This window comes from Pseudopedobacter saltans DSM 12145 (assembly GCF_000190735.1).
In the GTDB taxonomy this organism is placed as follows: Bacteria; Bacteroidota; Bacteroidia; order Sphingobacteriales; family Sphingobacteriaceae; genus Pseudopedobacter; species Pseudopedobacter saltans.
Map to the genome: position 1 here is coordinate 4,461,095 of NC_015177.1, position 17,843 is coordinate 4,478,937.

General features: G+C 37.5%; 10 protein-coding genes. 8 read left to right on the plus strand and 2 right to left on the minus strand.

Going from position 1 to position 17,843, the window contains the following annotated elements:
- Positions 1-22 precede the first annotated feature (22 nt).
- The 8 genes from PEDSA_RS18690 to PEDSA_RS18725 all read left to right on the plus strand — a co-directional run bounded on the left by PEDSA_RS18690 (position 23) and on the right by PEDSA_RS18725 (position 16,075).
- Positions 23-4,282 carry a LamG-like jellyroll fold domain-containing protein gene (locus tag PEDSA_RS18690; protein ID WP_013634734.1) on the plus strand — a complete coding sequence of 1,420 codons (4,260 nt, stop codon included), beginning with the start codon at positions 23-25 and terminating at the stop codon, positions 4,280-4,282.
- Between the two features lie 141 nt (positions 4,283-4,423).
- Positions 4,424-8,086, plus strand: a complete 3,663-nt coding sequence (locus PEDSA_RS18695; protein ID WP_013634735.1) for a DUF4450 domain-containing protein — start codon at positions 4,424-4,426, stop codon at positions 8,084-8,086.
- 31 nt (positions 8,087-8,117) lie between these two features.
- Complete coding sequence (locus tag PEDSA_RS18700; RefSeq protein WP_013634736.1) at positions 8,118-9,566, plus strand: glycoside hydrolase family 28 protein; 1,449 nt, start codon at positions 8,118-8,120, stop codon at positions 9,564-9,566.
- Positions 9,567-9,713: 147 nt separating this feature from the next.
- On the plus strand, positions 9,714-11,612 hold the full coding sequence (locus PEDSA_RS18705) for a rhamnogalacturonan lyase (protein ID WP_281015294.1): 1,899 nt from the start codon (positions 9,714-9,716) through the stop codon (positions 11,610-11,612).
- Positions 11,600-12,622, plus strand: coding sequence for a family 43 glycosylhydrolase (locus PEDSA_RS18710; protein WP_013634738.1), 1,023 nt, complete (start codon positions 11,600-11,602; stop codon positions 12,620-12,622). Before PEDSA_RS18705 ends, PEDSA_RS18710 begins: the two co-directional genes overlap by 13 nt.
- A complete protein-coding gene (locus tag PEDSA_RS20360) occupies positions 12,619-13,383 on the plus strand; it encodes a rhamnogalacturonan acetylesterase (protein WP_013634739.1) in 765 nt (254 codons plus the stop codon). The genes PEDSA_RS18710 and PEDSA_RS20360 overlap by 4 nt, the downstream gene beginning before the upstream one ends.
- Before the next feature lie 6 nt (positions 13,384-13,389).
- Complete coding sequence (locus PEDSA_RS20365) at positions 13,390-14,184, plus strand: GDSL-type esterase/lipase family protein (protein WP_013634740.1); 795 nt, start codon at positions 13,390-13,392, stop codon at positions 14,182-14,184.
- 283 nt (positions 14,185-14,467) lie between these two features.
- A complete protein-coding gene (locus PEDSA_RS18725) occupies positions 14,468-16,075 on the plus strand; it encodes an arylsulfatase (protein WP_013634741.1) in 1,608 nt (535 codons plus the stop codon).
- Between the two features lie 433 nt (positions 16,076-16,508).
- Here the strand turns inward: PEDSA_RS18725 and PEDSA_RS18730 are convergent, their stop codons facing one another.
- The gene (locus tag PEDSA_RS18730) at positions 16,509-17,360 is read right to left on the minus strand and encodes an IS3 family transposase (protein ID WP_013634742.1); all 852 of its coding nucleotides are present in this window, start codon (positions 17,358-17,360) and stop codon (positions 16,509-16,511) included.
- 5 nt (positions 17,361-17,365) lie between these two features.
- Positions 17,366-17,722, minus strand: coding sequence for a transposase (locus PEDSA_RS18735; protein WP_013631395.1), 357 nt, complete (start codon positions 17,720-17,722; stop codon positions 17,366-17,368).
- Positions 17,723-17,843 lie beyond the last annotated feature (121 nt).

A 17,843-nucleotide genomic window follows, 5' to 3' on the forward strand; every position in this document is an offset into this window, starting at 1 on the left:
TAAATCTATTCAATAAAAAAACATGTCAAAAAAACTACATTTAATTTATGTCGTGATGTTAGTTACGTTTGTAATATTACATCTATCTGCAAGCAAAGTAAATGCTCAGACCTTGGCTTTTTCGGGAGCTGAAGGATTTGGTAGATTTACCACAGGAGCGAGAGGGGCACAAAATCCAGAGGTTTATATTGTAACAAATTTAAACGATAGTGGCCCCGGTTCTTTTAGAGATGCCTGTAGTAAACAAGGAAGATTTATTGTTTTCGCTATTAGTGGAATAATTAAACTAAGTGCCGATTTAGCGATACCTAAGAATACAACTATCGCCGGACAGACAGCGCCGGGCGAAGGTATAGTCCTTTACGGAAGAAAAGTCTCTTTTTCCGGTTCAGATAATACCATAGCCCGTTATATCAGGATTAGATTGTCATCAGGAAACGGTAATAGTAAAAGTGCCGATGCATCTGGAATAGCTAATGGTAAGGATATGATATTAGATCACCTTTCTGTAACCTGGGGTATGGATGAAGTGTTTTCTATAAACTGGGATAGTAAAGGCAACAATCCCGATAATATTACGATCCAAAATTCAATTATTGGCCAGGGTCTGCACAGACATAACCATTCGGCAGGAGGATTGATGCAGCCTTCGGAAGGTGGAAAAATAAGTCTGATCAGAAATCTTTATTCGAGCAATAAAACAAGAAATCCGAAAGTAAAAGGAATAAATGAGTTTGTGAACAATGTAGTTTATAACTGGGGAAATTATGGCAATACTTATGGACACTCAGAGTCGGGAGAAGCTTATATCATGGGGGGAGACTCAGCTGGTGAATCATTTGTAAATATTATTAATAATTATTTTATCAGTGGACCAAGTACTAGAGATAACTGGGCAACACCATTTAATAGGGGAAATTCGAACTTTAACCTTTATGGATCCGGTAACTATTTTGATAATAATAAGGATGGTGTGCTGAATGGGATAGATCTTCCTTATGATATCATCAGTTATCCTACGGGTGATGAATCTAGTTTAAAAGCAGTTCCTTATGATTATCCTATGAAAAATCCTACAATGACAGCAGAACAGGCATATTATTGGATTTGTGATCATGTTGGGGCTTCCTATCCAAGAAGAGATCAGGTTGATAAGTTGATGATTAGTGATCTGCGCAGTGTAGGTACATCAGGTATCTACGTTTATACAGAATCAGATTTGCCTTTGGCTAATGGAGGTGTTGGAAATGTATTTAGTGCTCCAGCTCCATTAGATTCCGACGAAGATGGTATACCTGATATCTGGGAGGACGCAAATGGGTTAAATAAGAATGATAAGACAGATGCTGTAAAATATAGTTTATCCAATCCCGAATATCTGAATATAGAAGTTTACATTAATTCATTGATGGATACACCTCCATCCCCATTTATAATACCACCATCAAACATTCTTTTAAGTTCTGTTTCTGTAGAAACGCCAAGTCCACAAAGTACCATTACCATAAAGTGGACTGATAATTCAAACGACGAGGATGGCTTTGTGATAGAACGTTCTTTGGATGGTGTCAGTTATTCCGTTTTAGATAATGTACCTGCAAATACAATAACTTATCAGGACAATAATGGACTACCAAATGTAAAATATTGGTACCGGATTAAAGCTGTCAATACAAATGCAGAGTCAGCTTATGGCGCAGCAGTAAGTATTCTGACCGCGCCAATCCCGACAGCTCCGGTTAAAACAAGTTCTCCAACTCCGAAAAATGCCTATAAATATGTTGAATTATTAAGTCACATTAATACTGGAAATCTTCAGTTAAGCTGGATAGGGAGCGCAAATACAACAACTTATAAGATTTTTATTGGTGAATCTGCTGATAACTTAGCGTTTATTTCAAACTCAACAACAATTAATTATACAATTTCCGCATCTTCCTTAGTTAAAGGAAAGACCTACTATTGGCGAGTTGATGCAGAGAATAGCAAAGGAGTCGCCACAGGAGATATATGGAGTTTTCGTGTGATGCCAGACATTCCAAATGGTCTGGTAGGCTACTGGTCTTTTGATGATATTTTAAATAATGGTAATCAGATAACAGACTCCAGTCCTTATGAAAATCACGGAACATTAGCTCTTGAAGAAAGCGCAAATATAAAAACGGAAGGAAAAGTTGGTAGTGCGATTAATTTTGCAACAGCTACTACCAATATGGATGTAATCAATATTCCAAATAACGATCAGTTATATCTCAGTAATCGCTCATTTTCCATTAGTTTCTGGATGAAAGCCCCTGCGGCAGCGTTGCCTAATAGTGTTAGTGAATATTTACTTTGTAAAGGTTCTATGACTAAAAGTAACGTCACCGGAGCTACAGGAAATAGATATAACCTTGAGTTTAAAAGCAAACAATTAAGGTTTGCTATAGATAATGATGAAAGGAATAAAGATGAGCTTGGTGTTGATGGCTATCTTTTTTATACAAACGAATGGGTACATGTGGTTCTAATTAGGGATTTTGAAAATAGGAAACTAAAAGTTTATGCAAACGGAGTGAAACAAGGAGAGAAAGCCATAACTAGCGCTATAGATAATATTGGTGAAGAAAGTGCTTTAATATTGGGGAATATTGGTGAATTAGAACTGTTAAATAATGAAAAAGGGGTAGTTAAAGCCATCGCGCCAGCTCCTTATAAGGGCCTTTTGGATGAATTTAAAATTTATAATTACGTACTTACAGATGCTCAAATTCAGGCAGATTACAATGTAGATCCTTTACCTATTCAAGCATCTTCTCCTAAACCTGTAAATCAGGGAGAAGTTGCGTTAATGGATAGAGCAGAGTTGAGCTGGGACGGGGGATTCAAAACGACTAGTTTTAAACTATATGCTGGAACTTCGGCGAGTAATTTAACGTTTGTAACAGAATTACCAGTAATTACAAAAAGTTATGAGTTAACCAACTTAAATGGAAATACACAATATTTTTGGAGAGTCGATGCGGTAAACGACGAAGGTACTAAAACAGGCCAGGTTTGGGAATTTAAAACTGCAGCTTTTCCACAGGGAATAGTAGCCGATTGGCATTTGGATGCAACCAATGGTATAGATATAATTGACAACAGCATTTATCAGAATAACGGAACCATCAGCAATGTAAATTCATATGCCTGGGAAAGTGGAAAACTAAATAATAGTTTAAATCTGCAAGATGTTGCAGCAAACTCTGCGATAGTAGTTCCGCATAATGAAAGTCTTAAGTTTGATAAGAATTCCTTTAGTGTCTCTTTGTGGGTGAAAGCATCAACTCCTGCATCAACTTCGTCTTATATTTTACATAAAGGAACATTTGCTAAAAATGCAGCTATCGGCACAACTGGTAAATGGTACGGTGTAGAATTAAAAGGTGATCAGATTTATTTTTCGGTAGACGATGATATTAATAAAAGCACTGCTACTGCTTCGAGTACTTCGATATTGAATGATACCTGGGTAAATTTAGTTTTTGTAAGGAATGTTGCAGACAAAACCCTGAAGATTTATAAGGATGGTGTTCAGATTGCTTTGGCTCCCGAAAATAGTAGCAGTATAGCCAATGGTATTGGCGGTATCGAATCACTTTATATAGCCAACTGTTACGACTTAAACGCACCATTTAAAGGTGCATTAGATGAGGTTAAGTTTTTCAATTACGCGTTGAGTCAAACAGAAATAACAAACTTATCTCAGGGAACTTTACCGGTAAAACTAGTTGATTTTACAGCTAAAATTGAAAATAGCTTGGTTAAACTCCGGTGGAGTACTGTTTCAGAAGAGAATAATGATAAATTTATAGTAGAAAAATCAAGTAATGGATATGACTTTTCTTTCCTGAAAGAATTGAAGGGAAAAGGTGTTTCGAACCAAACTACTTCCTATACCGCTTTTGATAACGCGCCATCTAGCGGAACAAATTACTATAAACTAGTTCAGTATGATAAAGATGGTCAATCACAAATTGTTGGATTAAGTTCTGTTAGTTACAATTTAATCACTTCGGAAACTATAAGAATTTATCCAAATCCGGTTAAACAGGAAATTAACGTAGCTATTTCGAAAAATGTTAGTCAGGCAGTAATAAGTCTGATTTCACTGGACGGAAAAACCGTATATGAAAGATTACTTACTCCCGAGGATGGTATTTTTAAAGTTAATCTTTTACAAAAGCCAAAGTCAGGGGTTTATGTTTTGAAAGTAGCTTGTAGGTACGATACCTATTCTTCAAAATTAGTTGTTGATTAATCTGAAAAGGGTTGTAGTTTAAGGGCAATGCCCTGAAAATTGGTCCTTTTAATTAAATTTAGATATTTCGAAGAGGGTAAATAGACGTTAAAATTGAAAAGTAATAGTTTACAATATTTAAAGACATACAACAAAGAGATTATGAAGATACTTAAGATAAAAAACAGAGAAATACCACTTTTATGTTTATTAACAATCTTGTTCAATTTGACAGTAGCAACCGCACAGACGAAATCAAGAAATTATGATTTAGAGCGACCTTTAAGATACTTTCCGGAAAATGATGCTTTCGTAATAAAGAACGGAACAAGAAAGTTTAATAGGGCACTTTATGGTACCAACACGGGCTATCGTACCGAAGCGGGAGATTTGCCAGAGTTTGCACTTTATATGCCAGGTATGGGAGGGAACTTGCGTTTTGCTTTGATTAAGGGAACAAATAGTGTCTGGATTACCGAATTGAAAAATATCAAAGCGATTTACCGACCGGGATCAATGCTTTATGAAATTACCGATGAATCTTATTTAGGTACTGGAAAATTGAATATTACCATTTTGTCTAGTGCAGAAAAAGACGGTTTTATTGTAAAAACAGAATTCGATAAGGTTACCGATAAATCACTGGAATTAGCCTGGGTGTTTGGTGGAGCTTCCGGTAAAAAGTTCTCACGAGACGGAGATATAGGAGCAGATCCAGAATCAGTTTTTTATTTACATCAGGAGAATTGTCTGGATAATGAATATACAATAAACAAGGACGGATTCATGCTGAAATACGGATCGGGAAAAGTAGCACCTACTCCGGATAAGAAAAAAACGCTGATTGGCATTTTTCCAAAAGCAGCATTCAAAATTATCGAAGCTGATTTGGCAGCTTCTCCTTTAAATATTCTTAAATCAGAAAAGAAATCAGCTCCTGCATTCTCCGGTCGGTTGAAAATAAACAGCAATCAACCTTATTATTTTAGTATTTATCAACCGGATGCCAACCAGCAGAACAATACATATGTTAATCTGGGAAAGGCGTTTGATGATGCGGAAGCTGCGAGAGTAAAACTGGTTAATCGTGTGAAGATCAATACACCGGATCCTTTTATAAATACTTTAGGAGGGACATTGGCAGCTGCAGCAGATGGAATTTGGGAATCGCCAACTTATTTACACGGAGCGGTAGCCTGGAGAATGCGATTGAATGCTTGGAGAGGAGCTTATATCGCTGACGTTCTGGGTTGGCATGACAGAGCAAAACTACATTTTTCCAGTTATGCAAATTCTCAGGTTTTAACTCCGGAAACAGGTCCCGTTGTCTCAGATACAGCCTTGAATTTAGCCAGACAAAAGGAAGTTATGGGAACATCTATGTTTAGTTCGGGATATATCAGCAGGAATCCCAATGCCAACGATCGTCCACATCATTACAATATGAATTTGGTATTCTTCGATCAAATTTATACCCACTTTAAATGGACAAGGGATATTGATTTCCTGAAGTCTTTATGGCCTACTTTAGAGCGGAACATGAAATGGGAAAAAAGAAATTACGATGCGGACGGAGATGGTTTGTATGATGCCTATGCCTCTATCTGGGCCAGTGATGCTTTACAGTATAGCGGTGGCGGAGTAACTCACACAACGGCTTATAATTACCGAGCAAATGTAGAAATGGCCCGATTGGCTAAAATCATAGGAAAAGACCCTAAACCCTACGAAAAGGAAGCAGAACATATATTAAATGCAGTTCGAAATACTTTATGGTTAAAGGATAAAGGCTGGTATGCCGAATATATAGACAAGTTGGGCAATAAAATGCTTCATGAACAACCAGGGCTTTGGAGTATCTATCACGCAATAGATGCTAAGGTTCCGGATAATTTTGAAGCTTATCAGTCCCTCAGATATATAGATACGCAAATTCCCCATATTCCAATCAAAGCAAAGGGATTGGAGGGTAAAGAATATTATACGATTTCAACTACAAACTGGCATCCCTATACCTGGTCTGTAAATAATGTGGCATTAGCAGAATTGATGCATACTTCTTTGGCTTATTGGCAGGGGGGCAGGAACGAAGAAGCTTTTAAGCTTTGGGAAAGCGCATTAATAGAAAGTATGTATCTGGGAGCAAGTCCGGGAAATTTCCAACAGTTATCATTTTATGATGCCATGCGAGGAGAATTATATCGGGATTTTGCTGATCCTATTGGTATGGCCGGCAGAGCATTGGTAGAGGGATTGTTTGGGATTCAACCAGATGCTTTTAATAATACTTTACTCATCCAACCAGGTTTACCAGAATCCTGGGATCATGCGTCTTTAGATATTCCGGATGCTGCAGTTTCTTTTCAGAGAAATGGTAACGCGGATACCTATAAAATAGTTTCTAAGTTTCCGTTTTCAATGAATGTGAAACTTCAATTAAAAGCATATAGATCTGGCATAAAAAGCATATCGGTAAATGGAAAGAAAAGCTCCTGGACTTTGGTTGATAACTCCGTAGGCGTTCCTCAAATTATGATAGATTGTGGAAACGAAGCAGAAAATAGTATAACAATAGAATGGGAAGGTAAAGCAATATCCAGGTACGAAGAATATGCTCTGTCAACATCAGATGAATTGAAGTTAAATGCTACAGAGGGCGACTTTTTGGAGATTCTAGATCCACAGGAAATTCTGGGCAATATCAAATTGAGTGCAAATAAGATTCAGGCCAATTTTAAAAATAATGCAGGTAGCAAAACAATTTTTGTGAAAACAAAAGCAGGAGAACTGATCTGGTATAAGCCTTATCATATAACCCTTAGTCCACGCATATATTTGTCTTACAATAAAAATCAATCTGCAGATCAAATCAGTTTTGATATTGTAAGCAGTACGAATATTCCAGGTGCAGAATTGATGGTGAATCCCGGATTTCAGAACGGAATAAAAAAGACGAATTTAGTCTATGGTAAAAATGCCTTTTCGTTTGGTCAGGAAAGTCTAATTCCTGGAAGTAACCAGATTATCGTTAAATCAAATAATAAGATTCTTTTAGATACAACGGTAATTAATTGGAATATAAAGCCGTCGAAAATTAAAGGAACCAAAGCTGTAGATCTGTCCGGTTTTTATAATGATCAAATAATCAGGGTGTTCGAAAATAAATATCTGAGTCCAAGACCAGCTGTAACGACTTTACAATTGCCTACTCAGGGTATTGGAAACTGGTGTTATCCTTTAATTAAACCTGTATTGGAAGATGATGGCTTGAGAAATAAGCTGGCTGGAAATAATGGACAACTCAATTTTGATGAAAAGCTATCATTCAGGATTCCATTTCAGCCGTCTGATAAGAACGTTGTTTTTACTTCGCAATGGGATAATTTCCCTACAAAAATAAGTATACCGCTAACTGGTTCCGCTTCTCATGTTTACCTTTTAATGGGGGGAACTACTAATCCTATGCAAAGCCGGATAGTAAATGGAACGGTAAGCATAGAATATACCGATGGAACCAAAAGAGTAATGGAGTTGAAAAATCCAGAAAATTGGTGGCCAATAGAGCAGGACTATTATATTGACAATTATGCTTTTGCTATAGATTCACCGAGACCACCACGCTTATATTTGAAGAGCGGCGAGTTTAAACTGAACAATAACTCTTTTTCTACGATACAGGGATTTAGCAGCTACGGAGTAAAAGGTGGAGCAGTCACCTTATTGGATATGCCAGCAGATCCAAATAAAAAGTTGAAAAATATCAGTATTGAAACAAAGGCAAACGACGTTGTTATTGGCTTAATGGGGATTACTTTGGTATATTAGTAACCTAAAGAAAACAAACACGCAAAACGTAATGAAGAAATTTTTAGAAAAAGCCATAGCTGCATTATTGTTGGGGGCATTGATAGTCTCCTGTTCCACGAAAGGCAAGATTTCATCTGCAGATGCAAATGCATGGAAAACAGCAGATAGTATCAGGAAATTAATTGTTGCTCCTACATTTAAAAAAGTAGATTACAAGATTACTGATTACGGAGCGAGCTTAGATAGTACAGTTAAAAGCACAGAAGCTATAAGGAAAGCAATTGAAGCCTGCCATACTAATGGAGGCGGTAGGGTGATTGTTCCCAAAGGAACCTTCCTGAGTGGGCCAATTCACCTGAAAAGCAATGTTAATCTTCATTTAGAAGACGGAGCGAAAATTTTATTCAGTCGAGATGTAAACGACTATAAACCACTTGTTTTTTCTCGTTGGGAGGGAATGGAATGTATGAACTATTCTCCGTTGATCTATGCTTATGAACAGGAAAATATTGCAATTACCGGTAATGGAATATTGGATGGAAATGCAAATAACGAATACTGGTGGCCATGGAAAGCAAAAAAAGAATACGGATGGAAAGAAGGAATACCAAATCAATTAGCTGCTGTTAAGATATTAACCCAACAGGTGAAAGATTTAGTTCCGGCAAGAGAAAGAATCCACGGAGACGGGAGTTATTTAAGACCTCCGTTTATTCAACCCTATTTGTCCAAAAATGTGCTTATCGCAGATGTAAAGATCATAAATGCACCATTTTGGAATATCAACCCAGTTTTATGTGAAAATGTAACCGTTAGAAATGTTAAAGTGGTTACACATGGTCCAAATAACGACGGTTGCGATCCGGAATCATGTAAAAATGTTTTGATTACAGGATGTTATTTTGATACAGGAGACGATTGTATTGCCATTAAATCAGGCAGAAATGAAGATGGAAGAAACATCGCCAGACCAGCTGAAAACCACATTATTGAAAATTGTGAGATGAAAGATGGACACGGTGGTGTTGTAATCGGAAGTGAAATTTCTGGTGGTGCAAGGAATATCTTCGCGCAAAATCTGATTATGGACAGCCCGAATCTGGATAGAATATTGAGATTAAAAACCAGTTCCCTTAGAGGTGGTATTATTGAAAATGTTTATATGAGGAATGTTGAAGTAGGTACTTACAAAGAAGCTGCAATTCTTTGTGATATGTTTTACGAAAAGCCGGGCGATTTCCTGCCTACCATAAGAAATATCAGTGTCGAGAACCTGAATATCAAACAGGGAGGGAAATTTGGCGTTTTAATTAATGCATATAAAGAATCTCCGGTTGAGAATTTAAGAATTAGTAACTCAACAATTAACGGAGTGAAAATTCCTGTTCAGTCGAATTATACCAAAGGTATGGTATTCGATAATGTAATCATCAACGGTGAAAAAGTTGATCTGGAAAAACTGGATAAAAGCGTTAAAGGTGAATTTGAGAAATTTTAAATAAAGCACTTTTAATAAATAAGATAAAAGCCGGACTTCAAAAGTTCGGCTTTATTTTTTCTGAATTTCTCACATCATAATAGTACATGACAGTTGATCTGTAGAAAGTTTTTACCTTGGATTTCCGATATAACCGAACCCAATTAAATGAAAAGATCAAAACCAATCGTATCCATGAGCATAAAAGGAAATCTTTACTTTATAGGCTGCCTGTTACTATTTGTATTTAGTGGTAGTCAAGCCCTTGCACAAAGGCGCATGGAGTATCTAACTAGGGGGATAATAGCCATGCCTACAGCGGCAGACAGTGTTTTTATAAGCTGGAGACTATTGGCTACAGATGCTCTCCAAACGGCTTTCAATATTTATAGAAAATATGAAAGCGGAAAAGATGAAAAATTAAATAAAGAACCGTTAACAAAAGGAACCAATTTTATGGACGCCGGAGTAGATTTAAATAAAAATGTCATCTATTCTGTTAAACCTGTCAACAAAGGACACGAGGCGGAAGCACAATCATATACATTAAAAGCCAACACACCAATTCAACAATACCTGGAAATTTCATTGAGAACGCCACCAGGTTATACACCTGGAGATATTTCCGTTGGCGACCTAGATGGCGATGGCGAATATGAATTGATCATACACCAAACCGGGCGCGGAGCAGACAATTCACAAAATGGGATCACATCGGAGCCCATATTTCAGGCATATAAATTAGACGGTACTTTTTTATGGGAAATTAATTTAGGTAAAAACATTAGAGAAGGGGCACATTATACCCAGTTTATGGTTTATGATCTGGATGGTGATGGCAGAGCAGAATTTGTATGTAAAACGGCAGATGGAACAACGGATGCCCAAGGAAAAGTGATAGGTGACGGAGCGAAAGATTGGCGCGAATTAGATCCTAAATCGGGAAATTTGGGACGTATATTAAAAGGACCGGAATATTTGACTGTGTTTAATGGATTAACAGGGGAGGCGATAACTACAGTAGACTACTTACCTGGGAGGGGGAACGTTGTAGATTGGGGACATCTGGCAAGTGGCGGAAGGACCGATTATAATGGAAACCGGGCAGATCGCTTTTTGGCCTGTATAGCCTATTTAGACGGTAAGCACCCAAGTTTGGTAATGACCAGGGGATATTATGCCAGAAGTGTTCTGGTAGCCTGGGACTTTAAAAATGGAAAGCTAACCAAAAGATGGGAGTTTGATACCAAAGACAGTAGAAATCCATTCTCGGGGCAGGGATATCATAATTTAAGCGTAGCGGATGTGGATGGCGACGGCAAAGACGAAATCATATTTGGCTCGATGGTAGTTGACGATAATGGCAAAGGTTTATTTACGACAGGTTTGGGACATGGAGATGCACTGCATGTTGGAGATTTAGATCCGGAAAGGCCAGGGTTGGAAGTTTTTGGAATACACGAATTGAAAGGCGGAGCGAAAGGTATCGGAGCCGCGCTATATGACGCCAAAAACGGTGAAATACTTTTTAAAGGAGCAATAGATCAGGATGTTGGTCGTGGCGTAGCAGAGAATATAGACCCGGCGCATAAAGGAGCATATATGTGGTGGTCCGGATCTCGTGAAGCCTACGATATGAAAGGAAATATTGTAGGTCCCGCACCGCGGTCTGTTAACTTTCTGATCTGGTGGGATGGCGATTTAAGTAGGGAGTTATTGAACTCAAACTATATTGAAAAATACAATAAAGGGAGAATTTTTACAGCAGAAGGAGCAAGTTCTATTAACGGTAGTAAAAGTACACCTAATTTAAGTGCAGATATCTTTGGGGATTGGCGTGAAGAGTTAATACTAAGAACAAACGACAATCAAAAATTGAGGATATATACAACAACAATACCAACGGAACACAGAAACTATACCTTAATGCATGATCCGCAATATCGCCTTAGCATAGCGTGGCAAAATGTTGCCTATAACCAACCGCCCCATACGGGGTATTATCTGGGAACAGGGATGGGCGCAATCAAACAACCAAATATCGAGCTGATAAAATGGAAAAAGTAAAGATAATATATCGTGTTACCATTGCCTTTTTACTCCAATTTGTATGTTTTATTCAGGCAGGTCATGCTCAAAATAAAGGGAAATTGGCGGATAAACCTTTATTTGTCGACCCTGTTTATAACGGAGCTGCAGACCCTGTAGTGATATGGAATAAGAAAGAAAAACAGTGGTTTATGTTTTATACGAACAGACGAGCTACCGAAACCCAATTAGAAGGAGTTTCCTGGGTACATGGTACACGTATTGGGATTGCTCAGTCCAAAGATGGAGCGAAATGGACTTACAGGGATACGGCAAATATTAATTACCGTTTAGCAGATTATACGCATTGGGCACCGGAAGTAATAGAACATAGAGGAATATATCATATGTATTTAACTTATGTGCCCGGAGTCTTTACAGATTGGAAGCATCCAAGAAACATTCTTCATTTTACCAGTAAAGACCTGTTAAACTGGGATTACCAGAGTACATTAAATTTAGTGAACAATAAAGTTATTGATGCCTGTGTATATCCATTACCTGATGGTGGATGGCGTATGTGGTACAATAATGAGATGGACGGAAAATCTATTTATTATGCCGATAGTAATGATTTGTATCACTGGACTGATAAAGGCAAAGCCATTGCAACCAGAGGAGAAGGACCAAAAGTTTTCGAATGGAAGGGGAAATATTGGATGGTGGTAGACATGTGGAAGGGATTGGGCGTGTTTTATTCGGACGATTTACTGAACTGGAAAAAGCAGGAAAAAGAAATACTATTTGAACCCGGAAAAGGAAAAGATGATGGCGTAATGGGAGGACATCCGGATGTAGTAATCAATGATGGAAAGGCCTATATTTTTTACTTTACGCATCCGGGCAAAACACCGGAAAATAAAGGGAAAGATGGTCATGAGCAAAGGAGAAGCGTCATTCAGCTTGCCGAGTTAAAGTATGAAGACGGAAAATTATCTTGTGATAGAGATCAACCAGTTTATATACAATTGAAACCGAATAAAAAATGAAAAAAATACTGAGTTGTTTGTTTGTTTTGGGGATTATTATAGCGTTTAAACCTAAGGATAAACCAACCCTATATATTATAGGTGATTCAACCGTACGTAATACCAACAAAGAATATTGGGGATGGGGATCTTTAATTGGAGAATATTTAGATACTACTAAAATAAATATCGCTAACCATGCCATGGCAGGTAGAAGTACACGAACCTTTGTCAAAGAAAAGCGTTGGGCAAAAGTAGATTCATTATTAAAACCCGGAGATTACCTGATGATTCAGTTTGGGCATAATGAAGGAAGTAAACCCGACACAACCAAAGCAGGTTACCGTGGGGTGTTAAGAGGCATTGGACAAGACAGTGTTAATCTGGTTTGGCCAGATGGAAAGCCTGAAACAGTATTTACCTATGGTGCTTATTTAAGAAAGTTCATCAGAGGTGCAAAAGCTAAAGGAGCAACACCGATTGTCCTGTCTATGATTCCAAGAAACCAATGGGATGATAAAGGTAATGTTAAAAGAGCGGATAAGGACTTTGGCCTGTGGGCAAAGCAAATTGCGGAGGAAGAGGGTGTAGCTTTTATAGATCTAAATTCAATTTCGGCAGATAAATACCAAAAGCTAGGGCCGGAGAAAGTGAAAGAATCTTTCTTCCCGGGAGATCATACCCACACCAATAAAGCAGGCGCATTAGTCAATGCAGAATCTGTTGCAGAAGGGCTTAGAAGATTAAATAAACATCCATTAGCACAATTTTTAAGGAAATAATTAGCTATGAGAATCAATAAAACCATTTTATACATCATTTTGATAGCGTCAATAACGTTATTAAGCTCTTTCATTTATCAAAAAGTAAATAATAAGCCAACCTTGTTTTTAATTGGTGATTCCACCGTCAAGAATGGTAAAGGTAAAGGGGATGGTGGTTTATGGGGCTGGGGAAATTTTTTGCAAGATTATTTTAATCAGGATAAAATTAATGTAGAAAACAGGGCCTTAGGAGGAACTAGCTCCAGAACATTTTATAATAATCCGCAATTATGGCAAAAAGTATTGGATGATATTAAACCTGGGGATTTTGTAATCATGCAATTTGGACATAATGATAGCAGCCCGCTTGCTGATACTTTAAGAGCAAGAGGAACTATAAAAGGAAACGGAGATGAGTTTGAGGAAATCTATAATCCCTTTCTAAAGCAAAAAGAAGTGGTTTATAGCTATGGATTTTATTTGAGAAGATTTATCAAAAATATCCAGGATAAAGGAGCAACAGCTGTAGTTTGTTCATTAATTCCCAGAAATTCATGGAAAGATGGTAAAGTAAACCGCTCGGAATATGCTGTTTGGGCACAGGAAGCAGCGAAGCAGGGCAACGCATACTTTATCCCATTAAACAAAATTATCGCTGATGAATACGACACCATTGGTGAGGCAAAAGTGAATGAATTGTATTTCGGATCTAAAGATGCAACACATACGCTAGAGGGAGGCGCGAAATTTAATGCACAGGCCGTAGTGAAAGGAATTCGGGAAAATAAGAATATCCGGTTGAATAAATACTTAAAATAATGCTTTACGAAAAGTTGAAAAAGATATCAGTATAAATAGTAAATTTAAAAATGTTTATCTGATTGAAACGGATGATTTGAGTCGTAGAGCTGATGATAAAAATAAATTTTTTAGAGATTGCTTCGTCGTAACCTCCTCGCAATGATAAAAATAGGAACATCATTCCGAGGAATTGAAGCAATCTCATTATTAGAGATTTAAGAGAATACGTCAATAGTAGGTCCTCGAAGTCTTCTGCGAATAACCTTTCAAGAACCTCAAGGTGATAATGAAATAAACCAATATGATGAAAAAGATTTTTTATACGTTAGTAGTGGTGGTAAGTGCTTTTCAGCTCTCAGTTGCCCAAAAAAAGAAACCCAACATCATCATTATTCTGGCAGACGATATGGGCTATTCGGATATTGGATGTTTTGGATCAGATGTACAAACACCCAATCTGGATGAAATGGCGTCAAAAGGATTAAAAATGGCGAATTTTTATAATGCATCCAGATGTTGCCCATCCAGAGCGTCTTTATTAACCGGCTTATACGCCCATCAGGCAGGTGTTGGAGATATGGTGAACGCCCGCCCGTATCCCGCCTATCAGGGTTATTTGAATAAAACAAGTGTCACTATTGCCGAGGTATTACAAAAAAATGGATATAATACCATTATGGGAGGAAAATGGCATGTAGGGCAAAATAAAGAAAATTGGCCTTTACAAAGGGGGTTCGATAAATACTTTGGTTTAATAGATGGAGCAAACAGTTATTTTGAAAACAGACCTTATCGTCCCAATCAAAAATTAACAATAGCATTAGGCAATGAAGAATTCACTCCGGGAGCCAATTACTATTCTACCGATGCCTATACAGATTATGCGCTTCGGTTTATCGAAGAAACGAAGAACAATAACAAGCCTTTCTTTCTTTATTTAGCCTATCAGGCACCGCATTGGCCTTTACATGCATTACCAGAAGATATCAAAAAATACAAAGGGAAATTTGCTAGGGGATGGGAAGTACTTCGCGAGCAACGCTATAAAAAGCAAGTTCAATTAGGGGTAATAGATCCAAAAATAAAGCTCTCACCTATGGATAAAGATTTACGCAAATGGGACAGCCTAACGAGCAAAGAAAAAGAAGCGTGGGACGAAAAAATGGCCGTTTATTATGCGATGATAGATAGAATGGATCAGAATATTGGTAAAGTAAGGAAAAAGGTAAAAGAGCTCGGAGAAGAAGATAATACCATTTTTATGTTTCTATCAGACAACGGGGGTAGTAATGAAACCATAACAAATACCGGTTATACAGAAGAAATCAGAGCGGCAAATTTTAAACCAGCAAGCGATCCGACCTCTTTTACAGCTTATGGCGTTGAAGGTGCAAACGTAAGCAATACACCTTTCAGATATTTTAAACATTGGGAATATGAAGGCGGAACGGCAACTCCTTTTATTGCTTATGGACCGGGATTGGTTAAATCCGGACAACTATCCAAACAACCTGCCCATATTATAGATTTGATGGCTACTTGTTTAGACCTGGCCGGAGCAGTTTATCCCAAAACATATAAAGGGAATACCATTACGCCAACAGAGGGAATAAGCTTAGTGCCTCTTTTTCAACAAAAAAAATGGAAAGGACACGAAGCCCTGTATTTTGAGCATGAAGGTAACCGGGCGGTTAGACAAGGAGAATGGAAATTGGTATCGGAATATCCGCAAAACAAATGGGAATTGTATAATTTAAACGAAGACCGTACAGAACTCCATAATTTAGCAGAAAAGAATCCGAATAAGGTAAACGAACTGGAAAAGCTTTATTTAAAATGGGCAGACAGAGCAGGCGTGATACCTTTCGAAAAGCTTGACAAGAAAAGAGCACAGGATAAGTTTAATTGATTTTGTTATAATTACTACATTTTGTTCATTCTGACCGGAGGGAGGAATCTCGTTATAGAGTGTTCAGATCAATATTACTAGAACTCTTCCATCAAGGGTCATATTGAACTCGTTTCAACATCTCATCAGATGTTTTTCTATAGATCCTGAGACAAGTTTAGTATGATTTTACTTGTCGCGTATTTATGGCTAATTTGGCATATATTCACTATAGACTCGTAATTGCGGATAAAAGACGGATTAAACTCGGATAAAATAGAGGGGAATTTTCTCTTTAATCCGGGTTTAATCTCTGCCTATTCGGTCTTTTAATAGAATTGTCCTATACTAGATTTACTTGACAAATTTGGACGGTAATTACTAATTTTGGTTTACAATTTATATTATTTTCCCGATATTACTTTACACTAAATTTTATTTTCCTGATTTCACTTTACCATGCATTACTTGATGCATGTTTTGCTTGTGGTGTTTGAAGCTGGCAAGAGAAGTGGGGTCTGATCTGGTTATAACTGATAATTGCGTTTTCTACTGCATCTTTAGCTTGTTGGTATGAGTCAAAAGATTGGTATAGATTAAATTCTTGTTTTAAAATACCATTCACCCGCTCTGCGATAGCATTATCATAAGGGCTTCCATTTTGCGTCATGCTAATTTGTACATTTTGGCTGATCAATAATTGGACATAATCGTCACAGCAGTATTGAATTCCCCTGTCAGAGTGATGAATAAGAGGTCTTTTTGGGTATAATCTTGATTTTAACGCCATCTGAAATGCTTTTATGCATCCTTCTGCTTTTAAGTTTCGACTTAAGTTATAACCTACAATTTTTCTTGAATAAGCATCTGTAATCAAACTAAGATAGATAAAACCTTTTTTTGTTTTTAAATAGGTAATATCGCTCACCCATATTTCTTCTGCCATTATAGCTTTACGTCTTTGCACCAGATCCGGCCATTTCTTAAAATGATGAAAGGAATTGGTCGTTCTGGCATATAATCTCCGGGGCTTAACCAGCAAATTATTTTCCTTTAATAAGCAGAAAAAAGCATCTCTTCCCATCGAAATCTGATGAGCAGATAGGAATTTTTGCAGCATGGAGTGCATCTTAAGGCCGCCGATGTGGGGCAATTCACTTTTTATTTGTCGAACCTGTTCTATCACTAAAGTTCTTTGTAGTTGTTTCTGTCCCTTATTTTCAGCTAGCTGATACCAACCTTGACGACTTCTACCAAACAAAGCACAAATTGTTGTTAGGGAAATTTCATGATATATTTCTTTCATTTGTCCTACTGTTTGGTACCAGGCTTTTTTACAATATCTACCCCCATTTCCCGTTCGGCATTACGAATGAGCATTTCTAATGCGGTGATCTTAAGTTTTGCCAACGCTAATTCCTCTTCAAGCTTAGCGGTGTTTGAGGGCGTTAATTCCGCAGGAGAACTTGTCTCTGGGGCTGGGTCAGGATGATGCTTATTGTACCACTTTACAAAGTAAAATACATTGTCTGAATTTAAATTGTATTTCTTGCCAACCTGACTGGCGCTATAGTCACCCAAAATATATTCTCGGGCAACTGCAATTTTAAAACTGTCTTCGAATAAAGGAGTACGACCTTTGCTCTTTCCTTTTCTTGGTTTTTCCATTGTTCTTTTAAAGTTAGGATTTTGTCCAAACTTGTAAAGTGGATTTAGGAACGGACACAGGGACACAGTTGATAGTCTTTGTTCCTACCTGGTACAGGACACTACGGGTTGCCCACTTAAC